Here is a 21,310-nt window from a genome sequence, read left to right on the forward strand (position 1 = left end):
CCGATAACATGACCTCGCAACCGGTGGAAGCGTTCGGAAAGTCCTGGCTGCCAGGGGGACCGGCGATGTTGTTCTGTCCCGCCGACCGGCCCGAACGCTATCAGAAGGCCCTGGAACGGGCCGATGTGGTGATCCTCGATCTCGAGGACGCGGTGTCCCCGGAGAACCGGGTCACCGCCCGCGAGGCCCTGGTCGCCAATCCGCTCGACCCCGATCGGGTGGTGGTCCGCATCAATCCCGCCGGCACCGGCGACTACCGGCGTGACCTCGCGGCGCTCGGCGACACCAATTACCGGGTGGTGATGCAGGCGAAGTCGGAGACGGCCGAGTCGATCACCGAGACCGCCTTGCAGACGATCGCCCTGATCGAGACACCGGCCGGGGCGGTCCGCGCCCACGAGATCGCCGCCGCCGTCAACTGCATCGGATTGATGTGGGGCGCCGAGGATCTGGTCGCCGGGCTCGGCGGCAAGTCGAGCCGCTTCGGCCCGGAGGAACGCAACCCGGGAACCTACCGCGACGTGGCCCGCTACACCCGGTCGGTGGTCCGCCTCGCCGCCGCGGCCGCCGGCAAGTTCGCCGTCGACGCGGTGCATCTGGATTTCCGTGACACCGAGGGCCTGGCCCTCGAGGTCACCGACGCGGTGGCACTCGGATATGTGGCCACCGCATGTATCCACCCGTCGCAGGTCGAGACGATCCGTGCCGGCTACACGCCGACCGACGACGAGGTCGCCTGGGCCCGGCGCGTCATCGACGGATCGGCGGACTTCGGAGGCGGTGTCTTCAGTATCGACGGGCAGATGATCGACGGTCCCGTATTCCGCCAGGCCGAGGCGGTTCTCTCGCGTGCGGCCACCACCACCGAGTCAACGAAGGAAGAGTGAACCGATGTCCGAACTGGCCTACGCCCATGGCGAATCCGAGCCCGCCCTGCTGACGGAGACGATCGGGCAGACCCTGGCGCGGATCACCGCCGACCACGGTGATCGCATCGCCCTCATCGATGCGCCCAGCGGTCGGCAGTGGACCTACGCGGAGTTCCGGCGGGATGTGCTCGCCCTCGCGGCGGGGCTGGTTCGGCTGGGTGTCCAGGCCGGTGACCGGGTCGGACTGTGGTCACCCAACCGCGCGGAATGGGTGTTCACCCAGTACGCGACCGCGGAGATCGGGGCGATCCTGGTCAATCTCAACCCCGCCTATCGGCAACACGAGATCGAGTACGCGCTGACCCAGTCAGGCGCGAGCGTCGTCGTCGCCGCGTCGAGATACAAGGACTCCGACTACGCCGGGATGCTCGCGGCCGCCCGGCCGAACGCACCCGATCTGCGAGAGGTGATCCTGTTCGACTCGCCGGAGTGGACGTCGGTGACGAGCGCTCCGACCGATGCGGAGCTCGACGCGGTGGCCGAGCGGGCCGCGTCGTTGCGTCCCGACGACGCCATCAACATCCAATACACCTCCGGCACAACAGGGTTCCCGAAGGGCGCCACCCTGTCGCATGCGAACATCGGCAACAACGGATACCTGGTGGGTGAACTGCTCAACTACACCGCCGATGACCGGATCTGTATCCCGGTGCCGTTCTATCACTGCTTCGGCATGGTGATGGGCAATCTCGCCGCCACCAGTCATGGTGCGGCCATGGTGATCCCGGCACCCACCTTCGATCCGGAGGCGTCGCTGCGGGCAGTCGCCGAATACGGCTGCACCAGCCTGTATGGCGTCCCCACCATGTTCATCGCCGAGCTGGCACTGCTGGATTCGGGCGCGGAGTTCGATCTGTCGACGTTGCGGACCGGCATCATGGCGGGCTCGCCCTGCCCGGAACACGTGATGCGCCAGGTCGTCGACCGCATGCACATGAGCGAGGTGTCCATCTGCTACGGCATGACCGAGACCTCGCCGGTGTCCACGCAAACCCGCGTCGACGACGAACTGTCGCTGCGGGTCGGCACCGTCGGGCGGGTGGGTCCGCACCTGTCGATCAAGGTGATCGACCCGGTGACCGGAGAGACCCTGCAGCGCGGTGAAACCGGCGAATTCTGCACGCGCGGTTACAGTGTCATGAAGGGATACTGGAATCAGCCGGACAAGTCGGCCGAGGTGCTGGTGCCCGACGCCGACGATCCCGACGGTGGTCCGTGGATGCGCACCGGCGACCTCGCGGTGATGGATCCGAACGGGTACGTGCGCATCACCGGCCGCATCAAGGACATGGTGATCCGCGGCGGCGAGAACATCTATCCGCGTGAGATCGAAGAGTTCCTCTACACCCATCCCGACATCCTCGACGCCCAGGTGATCGGCGTTCCCGACGCGAAGTACGGCGAGGAACTCATGGCGTGGATCCGTTTGCGGGAGGGCGCAACCGAACTCACCGTCGACGACGTCCGGGACTTCGCGACCGGACAGATCGCCCGGCACAAGATCCCGCGCTACGTCCACGTCGTCAAGGAGTTCCCGATGACGGTCACCGGTAAGGTCCGCAAGGTGCAGATGCGCGAAGAATCCGTCGAGATTTTGGGACTGCTGCGATGACCGGAAGCGTCCCGAACGTGGTCGAGGCGGGGGCGACCGCCCAACTCGACGCCTTCGCGGCGGACGTCGCCGACCGGTTCGGCGTCGACGTCGACGACTACGCGTCGCTGTGGGAGTGGTCGACGGCGAGGCCGGCCGAGTTCTGGCGGGCGGTGTGGGAGTTCTATGCATTGGCGGAGATCGGCGGAGCGCTCGACGACGGCGATGCCGCGGTTCTCGCGTCCACGAACATGCCGGGATCGCAATGGTTTCCGGGCATTCGTCTCAACTACGTCGATCAGGTGTTGCGTCATGCGGCGACCATCGGGTCGGCCGACAGCGCGCGCGCCGCGATCGTCGGACTCAACGAGAACGGCGTGCGGTCGAAGGTGACGTGGGCGGAGTTGCCGGATCTCGTCGGGAGGTTGGCCTCGTCGCTGCGCGGGTTGGGAGTCGGCGACGGTGACGTCGTCGCCGCCTACCTGCCCGACGTCCCCGAGGCGGTGGTGGCCTTCCTCGCGACCGCCTCTCTCGGTGCCATCTGGTCGGGCTGCGGACAGGACTACGCACCCGAGGGAGCCGCCGGCCGACTCGGCCAGCTCGAACCCAAGGTCCTGTTCACTGCCTCCGGGTACCGCTACAACGGCAAAGATGTCGACAAGGTCGCCGACAGCGCGGCGCTGGCGTCGTCGCTGCCCGGGCTGGTGGCCCACATCGTGGTGGGAGATGCCGCACGTCACCAGGACTCGGATGCTCGGGTGCTCTCCTACGCGGAGGCGGTCGCCGCCGGCGAGGTGGTGCGGCCGGAGCCGGTGCCCTTCGACCATCCGCTGTGGGTGCTGTTCAGTTCGGGTACCACCGGACGACCGAAGGGGATCGTGCACGGACACGGCGGCGTCGTCCTCGAGCACCTGAAGGCCGCCGGTCTGCATGCCGGGCTCGGCGAATCCGACGTGTTCTTCTGGCAGACCGCACTGAGCTGGATGATGTGGAACTTCCAAGTGGCCGGTCTGCTGTGCGGATCGACCATCGTGTGCTACAGCGGATCTCCGCTCCACCCGGACGCCGACCATCTGTGGCGTATCGTCGCCGACGAGAAGGTGACGTATTTCGGCACGAGCCCCGGACAGTTGCAGGCGTCGCGGAAGGCGGGACTCGTGCCCGGACGTGATCACGACCTGTCGGCGTTGCGTGCCCTGGGAAGTACCGGATCGTCGCTGGCCGGAGACCTGTTCGACTGGGTCGAAGAGAATGTGGCACACGGACTTCCCGTCTCGTCCATCAGTGGGGGCACCGACGTCGTCACCGCGTTCGCCGGCGGATCGGTCGGGGTGGCGGTGGTTCCCGGTGAACTCTCGGTGCGCTACCTCGGTGTGGCACTGGAGAGTTGGGCGCCGGATCGGACGCCGCTGATCGGTGAGGTCGGCGAGATGGTCATCACCGCACCGATGCCGTCGATGCCCGTCGGATTCTGGCGCGATGACGAAGGAAAGCGGTATCGCGCAGCGTATTTCGAGCACGAGTGGACCGACGGTGGGGCCGACTCGTCCCCGGTGTGGCGGCACGGCGACTGGGTGACCGTCACCGATCGCGGATCGCTGATCATCCACGGGCGCAGTGACGCGACGTTGAATCGTCACGGAATCCGGATGGGCTCGGCCGACATCTACGAGGTCATCGAGAGCATCGACGAGATCGCCGAGGCCTTCGTCCTGGGAGTGGACGGACCCGACGGCGCCTACTGGATGCCGCTGTTCGTCACCCTCGTCCCCGGAGCCGAACTCGACGACGACCTGCGCGCGCGCATCGCCGCCGACGTCCGGAGGCGGCTATCGCCGCGCCACGTCCCCGACGAGGTGATCCTGGCACCGGGCATTCCGCACACCCGGACCGGAAAGAAGCTCGAGGTGCCGGTGACCTCGGTGCTGGCCGGTCGTCCCGTCGACATCGATCCGCGGTCCGTCGACGATCATTCGCTGATCGATTGGTATGCACAGCAGGGCGCCGAGCACCGGTGGTGAGCCCGCGGCCGGCGGGCTTCCCTCTCTCCAACTGACAGCGCTCGCCACGACGTTGACAGCGCTCTGAATCTCGTTGACAGCGCCCTGTACTCCGTTGACAGCGCTTGCCGCGTTGACGTTCCGACGGTGACTGCTGCTCATTCGCCTGTGCGACAAGCACTGCCGACGTCCGGTGACGGCGAGGGAGCGCTGTCAACGCTGACGAGAGCGCTGTCAGTGAGGAGGGGAGCGCTGTCAACGCTGACGAGAGCCCTGATCAGTGAGGAGGGGAGCGCTGTCAACGCTGACGAGAGCCCTGATCAGTGAGGAGGGGAGCGCTGTCAGTGGGGTCCAGAGCGCTGTCAGTGAGCAGAAGGGCGCTGTCAACGAGCATGGGGTCATTCACACGACCGAATGGGGGTCGGGATTGCCGGAATGATCCACAACGTCGACGTCGGCCCTGTGGCCCGTGCGCGAGATGTATTAGCGTGGTCAAAAGTGTGCCCCGGGGTGCGGTGAACGCATGGCGTTCGGGGGTGCAGCGAAACCAAGACGTCTTTGTGGCAGGAGAAGTAGATGACCTACCCATCCGGAGGTGCTGGTTACGGGCAACAACCCGAGCCGGGACAGTCCTATGGACAGCAAGGCGGGGGATACTCCCAGCCCGGTGACGCATCCGCGTCTCAGGGCTACGGGCAGTACGGCCAGGGCTACGGCGATCCGTCCACATACGGTCAGCAGAGCTATCCCCAGGGATACGGTCAGCAGGGCTACGGCGAGCAGTCGGGCTATGGCCAGCAAGGGTACGGCCAGCAGGGATATGGCCAGCAGGGATACGGCCAACAAGGGTATGGCCAGCAGGGCTACGGTCAGCCCGCCGCTCCCAAACAGCCCTTCGCCGGCCTGCCGCCGATCGTCGCCCCCGTGCTCGCCGCCACGATCGGCGTCCTCGGTGTCGTCGTGTTGTTCTGCGGTTTCGCCGCCGGGTTGACCGGAAGCGAGACGGATCCGTTCACCGGCCAGGAAGTCCAGGGGTCCATCGAACTGTTCGCGAGTTATCTGAACGCGGCCTATGTCCTCGTCGTCCTCACCGGATTTCTCGCCTTCACCGGGCTGCTCAAGTCCTACCGTGTTGCTCCGGCCGTCGCCGCGGCGTCGGTCGCTGGGGTGTTTATCACGATCCTCACCTACGTCGGCTCCGATCTGCAGGCGAACACGGAGCACGGCGCGGGCGCCATCATCCTGCTCGTGCTGTCGATCCTGATCTTCCTGCTGTCGATCTTCTGGCTGCTGCTCGACCTCAAGGTCATCAAGACCGCACCCGTGCCCGACGCGGCCGCCGCCGGAGCCACCCCGGGCACCGCCACCGACCAGGCGTCCACCGACCCGACCGCACCCGCCGCGTCGGCATACGGCCAGCCGGCCGGTTATGGAGCGGTGTCGCAGCCGCAGGCCACCAGCGTGATCCCGGCTGGTTCCGAGCAGGCGACGACGGTGTACCCGTCCGCAGCAGCGTCGGCTCCGGCCGCGTCGACCCCGGCAGCGGCCGCGCCGGCCACGGCCTCGCAACCGGGGACGGCCGCAACCCCCGCGCCGTCCGCCTACGACCCGTCGGCGTATGCCGGATTCGGCCGCGGCCAGCACGCGGCCGCATCGCCATCGACGCCCGGAGCCCAGGTCCCCGGTGCCTCCGTTCCCGACGCCTCGATTCCCGGCGCGTCGTTCCCCGGAACCCCGGGAGCGTCGGCGAGTCCGCAGGCCGCCGGCGAGGCCCCGCCCGGTTCGGATAACGCGACCTCGATCTTCCAGAAGCCGGAGCCGCCGAAGGCCCCGTGAGCGACGCTCAACGCATCGACATCGGCCCCCTGATCCCGCTGGGATCGGGGGCCGACTCGTTTCTCCACGGGTGTCGTCGGTCGCTTTCTGCCGACGACGCGGCGCGTCTACGGGACCTCACTGGTCACACATGTCACTCTCGATTCGATGCCCACGCTCAAATCCGTCCCGGTTGCCGACAACCTCGCATCCCGTCTCCGTGATGTGCGGCGGGCCCGTCGCGCGCAGACGGAGGCGACCGAACACCGGCCACGCGAACTGGTTCTGATCGCCTTCGCCGTACCGGTGATCACCACCGTGGCATGCCTCGTCATCGTGTTGGCCGTGCTGCTGATGGCGGGAAGTGGACTGTCCGGCGTGGGTGCGGCAGTTGCCACCTGTTGGCTGGCGATCAACCAGACCCCGATCACCGTGAGCGGCGTGACCGTCGGGGTGCTCCCGCTCCTGCCCACCTTCCTCGTCGCTGGGGGCACCGTGAAGGTGGTGGCGTCCAGCGGTCGCAGTCGCCGTCGCCTGCCGGAGCTCGTTTCCGCGGGAGCAGCCGCGGTCGGCGGGTCACTGCTGGTCACGGCCATTGCGCTGGCCGTGGTGATGGACGGGTCGTCGTCGCTGCCGATCCAGAGTCCGAGCCCGCTCAAGGCATTCGCGCTGACCGTGCTGATCCAAGGGCTGGCCGCCGGACTCGGTGTGATCCTGGGACACCGCGATCTGCGCGACCGGGCGAGCGCCGCCGATCGGCGGGGAATCCGCTACGGCGTGGTCGCCGTACTCGCGCTCTTCGCGGCCGGTGGACTGTTCGTCGTCCTCCGCCTGGTGCTGCGATTCCGTGTTCTGTGCGACCTGATCGAGACCGGCGTCGACTTCGACGGCCATCTCGGTCTGACGATGCTGTCGATCCTGTACCTGCCCAACATCATGATCGGGGCCGCCGCGGTGCTGGTGGGCTCGCAGGTACACGTGGGCCCGGTGTCCGCGGACCTCTTCGCGGTACGGGGTGGTTCGGTACCCCCGCTTCCTGTCCTGGCCGTGCTCCCGACGGAATCGGTGTGGTGGGCCGCATTCGGGTTGGTCGTGCCGGCCGCCATCGCGATGTTCGTGGCGTGGAAATGCCGGTCGGCGGATCTGGCCGGGTATGCGCGGTCGGTAGGGATGGCCGCCGCCTTCGCCGCCACGGCAATGGTGTTCTTCGGGTGGCTGGCCGGCGGATCGCTCGGCGAGATCGGGACGACCGGGATCACGGTGGTCACCGCCGGCGTGTTCACCCTGGGATGGTTCGCCGCGGCGGGAGTCATCGTTGCGTTGATTCACAACATCGTGCCCATGCTGCGCCGTGGTTCCGTCCCTGTCGCCGACGACGATGACTGGCTCGACGAGATGGATTTCGACGACGACTACCTCGTCGAGGACTCCGACGAGGATTACCTGCCCGAGGACTACGACGAGGCGGCCGCGGACGACGAACTCCGGGACGACGAGGCCTGGGGCGATGAGGACTGGGACGACGAGGATCCGGACGATGAGGACCCGGACGACGAAGCCGTCCTGGATGCGGAATCGCTCGACGGTGATGACGAGCCAGATGATGTCGCCGCTGATCGGGTCCCGCGCGACACGGCCCCGAGGGCCGACGACCGCGTCGACGCCGCCCGGCACCGCGCGGGTCCGCGTTCCGATCCCGCCGACGAGTGGGATGAGGACGGCGATGGGGAGTGGGACGCCACCACACGTGATCTCGGCCGTTCCACCGGCGACCGGCAGGCCCCGACCCAATCTTGATCGAACGATCATCATGCCGCCCCGGCGCATCCGGGACCGCGCCCGCCCACTAGGCTTTGCGTCGTGACACCTGCTCCATCCGACGGCACCTTCGCCCCACGCGCGGCGATCGTCGTGATGGCTTCGGGAACCGGGTCGTTGCTGGAGGCGATCCTGGCGCGGGCCGCCGGTCCGGCGGCGCCGTTCACGGTGGCCGCGGTCGTCGTCGACCGCGATTGCCGCGCAGGCGACCTCGCCGCGCAGGCCGGCATCAACGTCCTCACCTGCAAGGTCGGTGACCACCCTGATCGCGCGGCGTGGGACGTCGCGTTGCGCGATGCGGTGGCCAGGGTCGGACCCGACTGGGTTGTCACGGCAGGTTTCATGAAGATCCTCGGGCCGAGTTTTCTCGAACGGTTCGCCGGCCGGATCGTGAACTCGCATCCGGCATTGCTGCCCGCGTTTCCCGGGGCGCACGGTGTGGCCGACGCACTCGCCTACGGGGTCAAGGTCACCGGTACCACGGTGCACCTCGTCGACGCCGGCGTCGACACCGGCCCGATCCTGGCGCAGGTCGCGGTGACCGTCGACACCGGGGACACCGAAGAATCCCTGCACGAACGCATCAAATCGGTGGAGCGCGTGCTGCTCACCGACGTGGTGACAGAACTTGTCACCCGAGGAGTTGTCATCGACGGACGAAAGGCCCACATTCCGTGAACGCACCGAGCACCGACGCGACTCGTCGCCCCATCCGCCGCGCACTGGTCAGTGTCTACGACAAGAGCGGACTCGCCGACCTCGCGGCCGCGCTGAACGCTGCGGGCGTGGAGATCGTGTCGACCGGTTCGACCGCCAAGACGATCGCCGCCGAGGGCATTCCGGTGATCGAGGTCGCAGACGTCACCGGCTTCCCGGAATGCCTCGACGGTCGCGTGAAGACCCTGCACCCCAAGGTCCACGCCGGCATCCTGGCCGACAGTCGAAAGCCCTCGCACGTCGAGCAACTTGCCGAATTGGGGGTTGCCGCTTTCGATCTCGTCGTCGTGAACCTCTATCCGTTCACCGACACCGTCAATTCCGGTGCCACGCCGGACGAGTGCATCGAGCAGATCGACATCGGTGGGCCGTCGATGGTTCGTGGTGCGGCCAAGAACCATCCGAGCGTCGCGGTGATCGTCGACCCCAACGACTACGACGCGGTGGCCGCCGCTGCCGGGGCGGGCGGATTCACCCTCGCCGAGCGTCGGGGATTCGCCGCCAAGGCATTCCGGCACACCGCCGAGTACGACGTGGCGGTGGCGTCCTGGATGTCGGAGGTGGTCTCGCCCGCAGCGGACGGCTCGAAGTTCGGTGAGTGGGCCGGTGCGACCTACCGTCGTTCGGCGGTGCTCCGCTACGGCGAGAACCCGCATCAGGCCGCCGCGCTATATCTGTCGACCTCCGACTACGAGGGTCTGGCGTCGGCAGAACAGTTGCACGGCAAGGAGATGAGCTACAACAACTACACCGACTCCGATGCGGCGTGGCGTAGTGCGCATGACTTCGATGTCCCGGCGGTCGCGATCATCAAGCACGCCAACCCCTGTGGCATCGCCGTCGGTGCCGACATCGGCGAGGCGCACCGCAAGGCGCACGCCTGCGACCCGGTCAGCGCCTACGGCGGTGTGATCGCGGCGAATCGTGAGATCACCGTGGAGATGGCCGAACAGGTCGCCGAGATCTTCACCGAGGTCATCATCGCCCCCGGTTTCGCAGACGGTGCACTCTCGGTTCTGCAGCGTAAGAAGAACATCCGCATCCTGCGTGCGGTTCCCCCGGTCCGCGGCGGTATCGAGACCCGTCCCATCACCGGCGGTCTGCTGATGCAGGACCGCGACATCCTCGACGCCGACGGTGACGATCCCGGCAACTGGACCCTCGCGGCCGGTGCCCCCGCCGACGACGACACCCTCGCCGATCTCGAATTCGCCTGGCGGGCATGCCGTTCGGTCAAGTCCAATGCAATCCTGCTGGCCAAGGATGGCGCGTCGGTCGGTGTCGGCATGGGTCAGGTCAACCGCGTCGACTCGGCACACCTCGCGGTCACTCGTGCGGGTGAGCGTTCGGTGGGCAGCGTCGGTGCGTCCGACGCGTTCTTCCCCTTCCCGGACGGCCTGCAGGTCCTCATCGCCGGAGGAGTGAGCGCCGTGGTCCAGCCGGGTGGGTCGATTCGCGACAACGAGGTGATCGAAGCGGCGAACGAGGCCGGGATCACGCTGTACCTCACGGGTGCACGACATTTCGCACACTGAGCGACTTGTGGCGCCCACTCGACGAGGGATAGCGCCCACTCGACGGGGGATAGCGCCCACTCGACGGGAAATGGCGCCCACTCGACGGGACTGCGGGTGAGCGTTCTCGAATTCGGTCTGCTGATTCTGGCGGGCTTCGGGGCGGGTCTCATCGGGTATGTCACCGGCCTGGCGTCGGTGGTCAGCTATCCCGCGCTGCTGGCCGTCGGCCTGAGCCCGATCGCCGCGAATGTCACCAACACCGTGGCGTTGGTGACCGTCGGCGTCGGCAGTATGGGGCAGTCCGGCCGGATTCTGCTCGACGGTGACCGTCGGCGCCTGTACACCGGCGTGGTCGCGTCGTTGATCGGCGGAACCGTCGGTGCGCTCATCCTGCTGCTCGCCCCGGCCGACAGTTTCAAGATCATCGTTCCCTACCTGGTGGCGTTGGCCGCGGTGGCGTTGCTGATCCAGCCGCAACTGCGGCGCATCGCCGCCAAGCATGTCGACCGCCCGTGGATCTGGTTCCTCGGGCTCGGTCTGATCTCGGTGTACGGGGGCTATTTCGGTGCCGGCGCAGGGATTCTGCTGCTGGCCCTGGCGCTGGTGGTGACCAATGAACCGCTCTGGCGGGCGACGCTGCTGAAGTCACTATTTCTCGGCGTTGCCAATCTCGTCGCCGCCATCGGGTTCGCGTTCTTCGGGCCGGTGCATTGGCTGGCGGCCTTCGCGATGGCCATCGGATGTCTGATCGGTGGGTGGTGTGGACCCCCCGTCGTCAAACGCCTGCCCGCGGGGCCGTTGCGGATCGCGGTGGGGATCGGCGGACTCGGCCTGGCGGTGTGGCTCGCCGTCAATCCTTGACGGTTCGGTGTTCGAGGGTTTTTCCCACGCTGACGCCAACCCTTCGCCGATGCGTCGCCACCGGATAGACAGGTGGGGTGACCCGATCCAGCCGACCCGCCTCGACGTGCCGCCAGTCGTCATCCGTGCGACACTTCGCACTACCAGCGGTCGGTCGATGCGGATCTCGATACGCGTTTCGACGGCGGCAGGGAAGGTGCGCGATGACTCGGTACGACACCGGCCACCGCATGAACTGGTCGGACGGTTCCCATCACGGATCACCACCGCGGGCTCTCGGAATCCCCAAAATCACTCACCTGCATCCGAGAAGGAACCCGCATGACCATCTCCATACCCGGCAAGCCCACCACTGACCTCACCGGCACCGACCTCACCGGCACCGACCTCACCGGCTCTGACCTCACCGGTTCTGGGGCCACCGACGCCGTCACCGATCCCGTCGTCACCTCCGGTGTCGAACTCGACATCGACGAGTTCGGTCCCAGCTTCGGTGCCGAGATCCGCGGCACCAGCGTGGCGCTGGCCACCGACGACGAGGTCCGCGCCATCCGGGCGGCACTCATCGACTACAAGGTGATCGTGTTGCGCGATCAGCACCTCGACGACGCCCAGCACATCGAGTTCGGTCGCCGACTCGGCGATCTCACGATCGGACATCCGGTGTGGGACAGCGGGGATGTGCCCGACGAGGTGTACGCCCTCGACAGCGCCGACAACGGTTTCGCCGACGTCTGGCACACCGACGTCACGTTCATGCCGCGTCCGCCGATGGGATCGATCCTGCGCCCGGTGGTGTTGCCCCGCAACGGCGGTGATACCAACTGGGCCGATGCCGAACTCGCGTACCGGTCGTTGTCGGAGCCGGTCAGAGCGCTCGTCGAGCAGCTCCGGGCGGTACACGACGGTAGCCGCGAATTCGGATACTACCTCAAGCAACGGCGTAGCGGGCGTGGAAATGTGTGGGACGGAAAGGAAGTCACCGAGCTTCCGCCGGTGAGTCATCCGGTGGTGCGCGTGCACCCGGAGACCGGACGTAAGTCGCTGTTCGTCAACCCGGGCTTCACCTCCCACATCGAGGATGTGTCCGACGCCGAGAGCCGCGGCATCCTCGATCTGCTATATGCCCACCTCACCAAACCGGAACACATTGTGCGCCATCGCTGGCGTGCCGGTGACCTGGTGCTGTGGGACAACCGCAACACCCTGCACTACGCCAACCGCGATTACGGCGACAACCGCCGCGTCATGCATCGCATCACGTTGCGTGGCGATGAGCCGCGCGGGGTCGCACGCTGATCCGGTCCACCCGAGCGAGGCGCCAACTCGAGTGACTGAAAGCGTCCCCGTGGGACGGTCTCGCCGGATTATTGCGGTGAGACCGGCTCAGGGGGACGTTTTCGGTCGTGACAGACGGTGCTTCCCCGGCTTGGTGATGGCGAGGATGTCCTCGAGTGTCTCGTCCCAGCCGTATAGCACGTCGTCGTAGGTCAGGCGCATGCTGATGAGGTTCTGCGCGACCGATTTTCGATCACGTCGCCGGTCCTTTCGGTAGCTCTCGAGGCTGGTGTGGTGCAGTTTGCTGTCGCACTCGAGGAGTAAGCGTCCGAGCTTGAGGTCGACGTGGCCGACATCGTCGATCGCCGGCTGCACCTCCACATGAAAGCCTCTCAGATACAGGCGATCCCGAACGAGGCTCTCGGTGCCGGATTGGGAACGATGGTCGGACCGGAGCAGGAGTCGGTCGATGTGGGCGCTGACGTAGGGCAACTGGGAGCGTAACTCGGCGACCTTGATGCCCTGGGAGTTCATCACGGAGTCGGCGCAGGCGATCCAGTCCTCGTCCGTCATGCATCTCGCGGCGCAGGCCAGTGCGACCGGGACGGAGTCCAGAATCGTGTCGATCGGCAGCGGTCGTCCGGGCAGTACGCAGAAGTCACGGCGACGGCACTGAGCGTGTTTGGTGGCCCGAACGTGCAGGGAGTCATAGCCGGGCGGCACCCATACCCCGTGCTTCTTCAGTGCCGAGACGCAGCTCAGGCTTCCGCCGCGTCGGCATGCGGACAGTGCGGTGGTGTCGGCATCGGGCTTTGCGTACCAACCGCGCCGCACCTGTGTCAGTTCGCCTCTGCGCACCATCCGGCGCAGGTCGTTGTCGGTGAGGTCGGATGCGAGTAGTTCGGCGCGGGACAAGATTCCGAGGTTCATGCGGGATTGGACGCGCGGCGGGCCGCGACGGTTCCGTCGGAACCGTGGGAAAAGGTGGCGCAACGCGCAATGCCCACAAACGTCCCGGTGACGCGGTCTCGTCGCAATATTCCGGTGAGCCGGTGCCACGGGGACGTTTGTGGTCATCGGCGCCGATGCCCTTCGGTCTCGGGTGTCCGGCTCCGACCAGACTCGTCGAATTCAACCAAAAGGTTGACAAACAGGCCGTACCGGCGCAAAGTCGTATTCAACCAAACGGTTGAGGAGGACACGGTGGCCGACGACGAGCTCTCGAAAGTGTTCGCCGCACTGGCGGATCCGACGCGACGCGACATGGTCGCGCGGCTGGCGGTCTCCGATGCGACGGTCAGCGAACTCGCCGAACCCTACGACGTCAGCATCCAGGCGGTCTCCAAACACCTCAAGGTGCTCGAGGACGCCGGGGTGGTCTCCCGAACCCGTGAGGCACAGAAACGTCCGGTCCACCTGGAGGCGCAGGTCTTCGATCTGATGGCCGCGTGGATCGACCGGTACCAGCATGCCGCCGAGGAGCGTTACCGCCGCCTCGACGCACTTCTGGACGACATGAACGACATGAACGACGACGCATCACCCCACCACCAGAAAGGCCGCGCATCATGAGCACGTCCACTCGCTACCCCGAAGCCGTCATCGAAGCCGACGCCGAGGTACCCATCATCCACATCACCCGCGATTTCCACGGTACCCCAGCGCAATTGATGCGCGCCCACACCGATCCCGAACTGTTCGTGCGCTGGGTCGGGCCGTCGTCGATCTCCAGTCGCATCATCGACTGGGATGTCCGCGACGGCGGCAGCTGGCGTTACATTTCCGAACGCGACGGTGAGCAGTTCGGCTTCCGTGGCTGCTTCCACACCGTCTCCGACGACACGATCGTTCAGACCTTCACCTTCGAGGGCATGCCCGATCAGGTTGCGCTGGAGACACTCTGGTTCGAAGACCTCGGCGACGGGATGACCCGCCTGCACGCCCAGTCGCTGTGCGACTCGTTCGCCGCCCGCGACGGCTGGCTGGCGTCGGGGATGGAGGTCGGGGTCAACGAGGGATACGCCGCCCTCCAGTCGCTGATCGAATCGGGACAGATGTGAACGCGCCACCGGCGGTGACCGATCTGCCTGCGGCGCAACGCCACCGGTTCATCGCCGACGGATTCACCAATGTGGTTGTCGCCGTTTCGGACTGGGATGCGCCGACGCCCGTGGCGGAATGGACCGCGCGCGATGTCGTCGCCCACCTCGTCGAATGGTTCCCCGGATTCCTTGCCGGCGGCGGTATCACGCTGCCGCCGACGCCGCACCCCGCCGACCGCCCGGTCGCCGCCTGGCGAGCGCACGCCGCCGCCGTGCAGGACCTGCTCGACGGGCCGTCGGCGCGCCAGACCTTCAGCCACCCGATGGTGGGGCGGTTCCCACTCGCCGATGCCATCGACACCTTCTACACCGCCGACGTCTTCATGCACACCTGGGACCTGGCCACAGCGGTCGGCATCACACCCGACCTGGACGCCCGCTTCGCCGAACACCTCCTCGACGGGATGGTCGGGATGGAGGACATCCTGCGATCATCCGGACAGTACGGACCGGCGGTGCCGGTGGACCCCGACGCTGACCCGGTCACCCGTCTCGTCGGGTTCATCGGCCGCGATCCGCAGTGGCGTCGGGGCACCTGACACGCTCAAATGTCGAGCGGCGCCTGAGTCCAACGATTGGTGAAACGCAGACCGCTGCGAATGAACAGCTGACTCACCGGGCACCGACGCTCCACCTCGGAGACGAAGCGGTCGAACTGTTCCGGAGACGCATCGGAGCTCACGGTCGCCTCGACGGTGACCGCCTCGAAGTTCGCGTTGCCGTCGGCGCCGGTGACCAGCACCGCGGTGTCCAGATCGCCCTGAATGCGAAAGTTGAATGAGCCCAGCCTGATTCCGAGGTCCTTGGCCACCAGCGCGGCGGTCACCTGATTACACGAGGTGAGGGCGCCGAGGGCGTAGAACAGCGGGCTCGGCGCCTCGTCGCGACCACCGAAGGCGGGGTAGGCGTCGGTGTCGAACTCGTGGCCGGCGTCGCCGTCGACGACGAGATGCTGGGCGACCCCGGTGCCCGTGGCAGTCACCACGAACGGGACGACGGACGTACGGATGGTTGATGTCATATGGGCTCCTCGGGGCCGATGGGGTAGCAAGTGGGTGGCGGTTACGTCACGAGTTTCCCGGGGAGGCGGCTGCGCGCCCAGGGTTGTGCGCGTGCTGGGCGCAAGCCGTCCGGTCCGCCCGCGTCTCCGCGGCCCGCCGCACCCCGAGGGGAGGGCCGCTCGCGAACCGCCTGCCCGCCTCGGCAACGGGAGTACCGTGGAAAAGGTGCCAGAGGAGAACACCATCGCCACCACCTCTCAGAGAACCGAAACCCGCCACCCCTCACCCCGGACGCTGGGCGAACTCCGCGCGAGCGGTCACATTCAGCGCAGCGTGCGCGATGAGATCCGCAACAACCTCCTGATCGCGCTGCGGGCGGGGAACGATCCGTGGCCGGGCATCGTCGGCTTCGAGGCCACCGTCGTGCCGCAGCTCGAACGTGCGTTGCTGGCCGGTCACGACGTGGTGATGCTCGGCGAACGCGGTCAGGGCAAGACGCGCCTGCTGCGCACGCTCGTCGGGTTGCTCGACGAGTGGACGCCGGTGATCGCCGGCTCCGAACTCGGTGAGCATCCGTACGAGCCGATCACCCCGGCGTCGATCCGCAAGGCCGCCAATCTGCTCGATGACCTGCCGATCGAATGGCGACACCGCAGCGAGCGCTACAGCGAGAAACTCGCCACCCCGGACACGTCGGTGGCCGACCTCGTCGGCGACATCGACCCGATGAAGGTGGCCGAGGGCCGCAGCCTCGGTGACCCGGAGACCATCCACTTCGGGCTGATCCCGCGCGCCCATCGCGGCATCGTCGCCATCAACGAACTGCCCGACCTCGCCGAACGTATCCAGGTCTCCATGCTCAACGTGATGGAGGAACGCGACATCCAGGTCCGCGGTTACACGCTGCGCCTGCCCCTCGACGTCCTGGTGATGGCGAGTGCGAACCCGGAGGACTACACCAACCGCGGGCGCATCATCACCCCGCTCAAGGACCGCTTCGGCGCGGAGATCCGCACGCACTATCCGCTTGAACTCGACGATGAGATCGCCGTCATCGAGCAGGAGGCCGACCTCACCGCGACGGTGCCGACCTTCCTGATCGAGATCCTGGCGCGGTTCACCCGCTACGCCCGCGATCATCCGTCGATCGACCAGCGATCCGGTGTGTCCGCGCGCTTCTCGATCGCGGCCGCCGAGACCGTCGCCGCCGCCGCGTTGCATCGCGCCGCGGTCGCCGGCGAAGAGACACCCGTTGCCCGCGTCGTTGACCTGGAGTCGGTGATCGAGGTACTGCGCGGCAAGATCGAATTCGAATCCGGTGAGGAAGGCCGCGAACTGGAGATCCTCGAACACCTGATGCGCAAGTCGGTCGCCGACACGGTGCGGGCGCACCTGGGCGGAATCGACATGGCGCCGTTGGTGTCCGCGCTGGAATCGGGTGACCTCGTCGTCACCGGCGACCGGATCACCGCCGCGGACTTCCTCGACTCATTGCCGTCGCCGGAGACCACCGGCAAGGTCATCGACGACATCGCCGAACGGCTTGAGGCGACCTCCGACGGTGAACGTGCCAGCGCCGTCGAACTCGCGTTGGAGGGCTTGTTCCTCGCCCGACGCATCGGCAAGGAAGCCGATGAGTCGGGGCAGACCATCTACGGCTGAGGGGAGAACCCCGTGGTGGGAAAGAACTTTCACCGGTCCCGCTATCAGCGCTACACCGGTGGGCCGGATCCGCTTGCGCCACCGGTGGATCTGCGGGAGGCGCTGAGCGAGATCGGCGACGACGTGATGAGCGGCGCGAGTCCGCAGCGGGCGCTGCGGGAATTCCTGCGCCGCGGGTCGCAGAACATGACCGGGCTGGACAAGCTGCGTGAGCAGGTCAATCGGCGACGCCAGGAACTGCTCAAGAAGCGCAACCTCGACGGGACGTTCACCGAGATCCGGGAACTGCTCGACCGTGCGGTACTCGAGGAGCGCAAACAACTCGCCCGCGACCTCGACGACGATGCGCGCTTCGCCGAGATGCAGATCGGGTCGTTGCCGCCGTCCACCGCGCAGGCCGTCGAGGAACTCGCCGACTATCGGTGGCGCAGCCCGCAGGCCCGCGAGGACTACGAGAAGATCAAGGATCTGCTCGGCCGGGAACTGCTCGACCAACGATTCGCCGGCATGAAGGAAGCGCTCGAAGGAGCGACCGAGCAGGACCGTCAACAGATCTCGCAGATGCTGTCGGATCTCAACGCACTCCTCGACGCCCACAACCGTGGTGAGGACACCACCGAACAGTTCGCCGACTTCATGGACAAACACGGCGACCACTTTCCCGAAAACCCCGGCAACACCGAAGAACTCATCGATTCGCTGGCGCAGCGGGCCGCGGCGGCGCAGCAGTTCTACAACTCGCTGAGCCCTGAACAACGCGCCGAACTCGACCAGCTCGCCCAGCAGGCGTTCGGTTCACCGGAGCTGATGAGTCAACTCGCGCAGATGGATTCGGCGTTGCGGCAGGCGCGTCCCGGGCTGGATTGGGATGGCTCGCAAGAGTTCTCGGGGGATCAGCAGATGGGCCTCGGGCAGGGCGCCGCGGCCTTACGCGACATCTCCGAACTCGAGGCGCTGTCCGAACAACTCTCGCAGCAGTATGCCGGTGCGCAGATGGATGACATCGACATCGACGCCCTCGAACGTCAGCTCGGGGAGCAGGCCGGTGTCGACGCGCGCACGCTGCAAGAACTCGAGAAGGCGCTGCGCGAGGAGGGTTTCTTCGACCGCACCTCCGACGGCCAACTTCGCCTGAGCCCCAAGGCGATGCGTCAACTCGGACAGTCGATCTTCAAAGACATTGCCGATCAGATGCACAGCCGCGGCGACCGTCAGACCCGCAACAGTGGGCTGCTCGGTGAACCGACCGGAGCCACCCGCGAGTGGGCGTTCGGTGACACCGATCCGTGGGATGTGTCGCGGACGGTGTCCAACGCCGTGCTGCGGACGGCGGCCGAAGGCGCGCCGAGCACCGCCGGGCAGCCGGCGGTGCGGATCGACGTCCGCGACGTGGAGGTGGCCGAGACCGAGGCGCGCACCCAGGCGGCGGTGGTGCTGCTGGTCGACACCTCGTTCTCGATGGAGATGGAGGGTCGCTGGACGCCGATGAAGCGCACGGCGATCGCATTGAATCACCTGATCTCCACCCGATTCCGCAGCGATGAGCTGCACCTCATCGCGTTCGGGCGGTATGCGCGGTCCATCGACATCGCCGAGCTGACCGGGCTGCAACCGCGTATGGAGCAGGGCACCAACCTGCATCACGCGCTGCTGCTCGCGCAGCGGCATCTGCGGCGATTCCCGAACGCCCAGCCGGTGGTGCTGGTGGTCACCGACGGCGAGCCGACCGCCCACCTCGATCCCAGCGGCGAACCGTTCTTCTTCTATCCGCCGCATCCGCAGACGATCGCGCTGACTGTCCGCGAACTCGACCACGTCGCCCGGTTCGGTGCGCAGGTCACCTTCTTCCGGTTGGGGGAGGATCCCGGTCTCGCGCATTTCATGGATCAGATCGCTCGGCGCATCGGTGGGCGAGTGGTGGCCCCGGATGTCGACGGACTCGGCGCGGCCGTCGTCGGCGATTACCTGAAGTCACGGCGGGGTCGTCGACGCGGCTAGGCGGGCAGTCGCGGGGACGAGCGTGAAGCGGGGTCAGAGCGTGAATCCCGGCCGGGCGGCAGGACCTTCGGGCGGACCGAGGGGTGGTGGAGTGCGCCGGTCGCGATTACGGCCGACGACCCACAGGACGATCCCGACGATGGCGATGAACAGTCCGAACAGTCCGCCGAAGACGGCCAGCAGGATACCGCCGACCCCGGAGAGCACGCCGCCCACGGCCAGGGGCGGTGCGCCGACGACGTAGCCGTCGCCGCAGTCGATGACGTAGTCGCCGGTCTCGGTGAAGGAGTACTGCGCGAAGGAACGCACCGTGGTGTGGTTGTAGGTGAACGACGACGTGACGTTCGAAGCCTGTCTCTGCACACCGGGTCCGGTGATGGTGCACTGCGGCAGTGCGTCCTCGAAGGCGTTCTGGGTGCCGGGGGCGTAGAGGGCGAGGCTCTCATCGGCCCAGAAATGTTTGGTGGTCGAGCCGTGGATCTCGAAGGCGCTGTTGGTCTGATCGGTGACCTTGGAGATGCCGGTGACCGCGAGGAGCACTCCGGCACCGACGCTGAGGGCCAGCGCCACGACGCCCAGAAAGGTGAGGACCTTGCCGACTCGTGTCATCAGGCGATCGTGCCAGAAAACCGGCCGACTCAGGGTGTATCTCAGGGTGATCACTCATGCGTTGCGGGGACCGACCCGCCTAACCTGGTGGACGTGACCACTTCTGACGATTCGACGGCATTCGGTGACGACCGCGCGGCGCGGATGCGTGCCGCCGACGCCGATCGGGAACTCGTGCACGAGATCCTCTCGGCGGCGATGGAACAGGGCAGTCTGTCTCCCGAGGAGTACTCCGACCGAGCGGGAAAAGCGTTGACGGCGAAAACGTTCGGTGACCTCGACGCGTTGACCGACGATCTGCCGGTCACCCAGCTCGGAGTGCGGCTGCCGGCCGCCGGGGCGCCCTATCCGTCGCGGGTCACTCCGCACAGTGGTCGTGAGCCGGTGCGGTCGCGGTTGGCGATCATGTCCGGCAGTGAACTCAAGGGGCAGGCGGCCGTAGCCGAGCATCTGTCGGCGACGGCCATCATGGGTGGCGTCGAGATCGACCTGCGTGAGGTCGAGTTCACCGAGCCCCACCTGACGATCCAGTGCGTGGCCATCATGGGTGGCGTCGACATCACCGTGCCGCCCGACGTCGCCGTCGAGATCGGCGGTGCGGCGGTGATGGGCGGCTTCGGTGGCAAGGCCGCAGGACCGGGAGTGCCCGGCGCCCCGACCGTGCACATCACCGGATTCGCCTTGATGGGCGGCGTCGAGGTGAAACGCAGGGAACGGGGCGAGGGGCCCAAGAAGTTCTGGGGTTGTGGCTGATCGGGTGAGTCAGTCGAGCATTCCGTAGATCATGCGGATGATGGCCTCCGCCAAAGCATTCCGGGTGGCGGTGTAGGACGTCTCCGGCGTCGTGGTGGTGGCCGTCAGATCGGCGAGACGTCCGTCACGCACGATGTAGACCAACGTGGCCAGTTCGGTCGCCGATGGGCCGTCCGGCGCCAGCCCGAGTGCCCGGTCGCGGTCGATCTTGGTGGCCAGTCGTTCGATGAACCGTTGCCGCGCACGATCGATGAAGTCCTCGAGTGGGGGATAGCCCGAACCCTGGGGGGACTGGCCGACGCATGCCAGGATCGGGCCATTGGCGCGCCAGATGTCGGCGACCGCGTCGAGTTGGGCGCGGAGCAGATCGGGGTGCGGGCCGTCGGAGTCGAACCACTCGTGGGTCGTGGAGAACTGATCCCAGGTCTGCTCCATCAGCGTCGCGAGCACGGCCTGCTTCGAGGGGAAGTAGAAGTAGAAGCTTGTTCGTGAAATACCTGCGGCCGAGGCGATCTCGTCGATCGTGACGTCGGCCATCGGACGGTGCGCCAGCAGTGACCGGGTGGCGGTGAGGATCTGCGCCTCGCGTTGGTCACCCTTGGAGGGGGTACCCCGGCGACGGGCGGAGGCGGTCCGCGCGGTGCTACTGGCCATGGAAT

General features: G+C 67.0%; 19 protein-coding genes. 15 read left to right on the forward strand and 4 right to left on the reverse strand.

Features of this window, described 5'->3' with window-relative positions; all coding sequences use genetic code 11:
• Nucleotides 1-8 precede the first annotated feature (8 nt).
• From ACWDPV_RS19340 to ACWDPV_RS19380, 9 genes are all read left to right on the forward strand, one after another.
• Complete coding sequence (locus ACWDPV_RS19340; protein ID WP_449744243.1) at nt 9-887, forward strand: HpcH/HpaI aldolase/citrate lyase family protein; 879 nt, start codon at nt 9-11, stop codon at nt 885-887.
• A 4-nt stretch (nt 888-891) separates the two neighbouring features.
• A complete protein-coding gene (locus ACWDPV_RS19345; protein ID WP_449744244.1) occupies nt 892-2,541 on the forward strand; it encodes an AMP-binding protein in 1,650 nt (549 codons plus the stop codon).
• Nucleotides 2,538-4,541, forward strand: a complete 2,004-nt coding sequence (locus ACWDPV_RS19350) for an acetoacetate--CoA ligase (RefSeq protein ID WP_449744245.1) — start codon at nt 2,538-2,540, stop codon at nt 4,539-4,541. The genes ACWDPV_RS19345 and ACWDPV_RS19350 overlap by 4 nt, the downstream gene beginning before the upstream one ends.
• 555 nt (nt 4,542-5,096) lie before the next feature.
• The gene (locus ACWDPV_RS19355) at nt 5,097-6,356 is read left to right on the forward strand and encodes a DUF5336 domain-containing protein (protein WP_449744246.1); all 1,260 of its coding nucleotides are present in this window, start codon (nt 5,097-5,099) and stop codon (nt 6,354-6,356) included.
• Between the two features lie 147 nt (nt 6,357-6,503).
• Nucleotides 6,504-8,132: a cell division protein PerM gene (locus tag ACWDPV_RS19360; protein ID WP_449744247.1), complete on the forward strand. Its 1,629-nt coding sequence runs from the start codon at nt 6,504-6,506 to the stop codon at nt 8,130-8,132.
• Nucleotides 8,133-8,249: 117 nt separating this feature from the next.
• A complete protein-coding gene (gene purN / locus ACWDPV_RS19365) occupies nt 8,250-8,831 on the forward strand; it encodes a phosphoribosylglycinamide formyltransferase (RefSeq protein ID WP_449744327.1) in 582 nt (193 codons plus the stop codon).
• Nucleotides 8,828-10,405 (forward strand): bifunctional phosphoribosylaminoimidazolecarboxamide formyltransferase/IMP cyclohydrolase, encoded by a 1,578-nt coding sequence (gene purH / locus ACWDPV_RS19370; RefSeq protein ID WP_449744248.1) that lies wholly within the window; start codon nt 8,828-8,830, stop codon nt 10,403-10,405. Before purN ends, purH begins: the two co-directional genes overlap by 4 nt.
• Before the next feature lie 96 nt (nt 10,406-10,501).
• On the forward strand, nt 10,502-11,248 hold the full coding sequence (locus ACWDPV_RS19375) for a sulfite exporter TauE/SafE family protein (protein WP_449744249.1): 747 nt from the start codon (nt 10,502-10,504) through the stop codon (nt 11,246-11,248).
• Nucleotides 11,249-11,569: 321 nt separating this feature from the next.
• A complete protein-coding gene (locus ACWDPV_RS19380; protein WP_449744250.1) occupies nt 11,570-12,547 on the forward strand; it encodes a TauD/TfdA dioxygenase family protein in 978 nt (325 codons plus the stop codon).
• 87 nt (nt 12,548-12,634) lie between these two features.
• Here the strand turns inward: ACWDPV_RS19380 and ACWDPV_RS19385 are convergent, their stop codons facing one another.
• Nucleotides 12,635-13,456 carry a type IV toxin-antitoxin system AbiEi family antitoxin domain-containing protein gene (locus tag ACWDPV_RS19385; RefSeq protein ID WP_449744251.1) on the reverse strand — a complete coding sequence of 274 codons (822 nt, stop codon included), beginning with the start codon at nt 13,454-13,456 and terminating at the stop codon, nt 12,635-12,637.
• Nucleotides 13,457-13,729: 273 nt separating this feature from the next.
• Here ACWDPV_RS19385 and ACWDPV_RS19390 point away from each other — a divergent pair, with 273 nt between their 5' ends.
• From ACWDPV_RS19390 to ACWDPV_RS19400, 3 genes are read left to right on the forward strand one after another with little or no spacing between them, the layout of a single operon-like run.
• The gene (locus ACWDPV_RS19390) at nt 13,730-14,098 is read left to right on the forward strand and encodes an ArsR/SmtB family transcription factor (RefSeq protein ID WP_348803023.1); all 369 of its coding nucleotides are present in this window, start codon (nt 13,730-13,732) and stop codon (nt 14,096-14,098) included.
• Nucleotides 14,092-14,586: an SRPBCC domain-containing protein gene (locus tag ACWDPV_RS19395; protein ID WP_449744328.1), complete on the forward strand. Its 495-nt coding sequence runs from the start codon at nt 14,092-14,094 to the stop codon at nt 14,584-14,586. The genes ACWDPV_RS19390 and ACWDPV_RS19395 overlap by 7 nt, the downstream gene beginning before the upstream one ends.
• Nucleotides 14,583-15,167 (forward strand): TIGR03086 family metal-binding protein, encoded by a 585-nt coding sequence (locus ACWDPV_RS19400; protein ID WP_348803022.1) that lies wholly within the window; start codon nt 14,583-14,585, stop codon nt 15,165-15,167. The genes ACWDPV_RS19395 and ACWDPV_RS19400 overlap by 4 nt, the downstream gene beginning before the upstream one ends.
• Before the next feature lie 5 nt (nt 15,168-15,172).
• On the opposite strand, the gene ACWDPV_RS19405 is transcribed toward ACWDPV_RS19400, so the two are convergent.
• Nucleotides 15,173-15,649 (reverse strand): OsmC family protein, encoded by a 477-nt coding sequence (locus ACWDPV_RS19405; RefSeq protein WP_449744252.1) that lies wholly within the window; start codon nt 15,647-15,649, stop codon nt 15,173-15,175.
• A gap of 196 nt (nt 15,650-15,845) precedes the next feature.
• Between ACWDPV_RS19405 and ACWDPV_RS19410 the strand changes: the two genes are divergently transcribed.
• Complete coding sequence (locus tag ACWDPV_RS19410) at nt 15,846-17,291, forward strand: sigma 54-interacting transcriptional regulator (RefSeq protein WP_449744253.1); 1,446 nt, start codon at nt 15,846-15,848, stop codon at nt 17,289-17,291.
• A 12-nt stretch (nt 17,292-17,303) separates the two neighbouring features.
• Nucleotides 17,304-19,289, forward strand: coding sequence for a vWA domain-containing protein (locus ACWDPV_RS19415; protein ID WP_348803019.1), 1,986 nt, complete (start codon nt 17,304-17,306; stop codon nt 19,287-19,289).
• A 33-nt stretch (nt 19,290-19,322) separates the two neighbouring features.
• On the opposite strand, the gene ACWDPV_RS19420 is transcribed toward ACWDPV_RS19415, so the two are convergent.
• Nucleotides 19,323-19,898, reverse strand: coding sequence for a hypothetical protein (locus ACWDPV_RS19420; protein WP_449744254.1), 576 nt, complete (start codon nt 19,896-19,898; stop codon nt 19,323-19,325).
• Nucleotides 19,899-20,042: 144 nt separating this feature from the next.
• On the opposite strand from ACWDPV_RS19420, the gene ACWDPV_RS19425 reads away from it, so the two are divergent.
• The gene (locus ACWDPV_RS19425; protein WP_449744329.1) at nt 20,043-20,651 is read left to right on the forward strand and encodes a DUF1707 SHOCT-like domain-containing protein; all 609 of its coding nucleotides are present in this window, start codon (nt 20,043-20,045) and stop codon (nt 20,649-20,651) included.
• 9 nt (nt 20,652-20,660) lie between these two features.
• On the opposite strand, the gene ACWDPV_RS19430 is transcribed toward ACWDPV_RS19425, so the two are convergent.
• Complete coding sequence (locus ACWDPV_RS19430; protein ID WP_449744255.1) at nt 20,661-21,305, reverse strand: TetR/AcrR family transcriptional regulator; 645 nt, start codon at nt 21,303-21,305, stop codon at nt 20,661-20,663.
• Nucleotides 21,306-21,310 lie beyond the last annotated feature (5 nt).

This window comes from Gordonia sp. NPDC003504 (genome assembly GCF_053587995.1).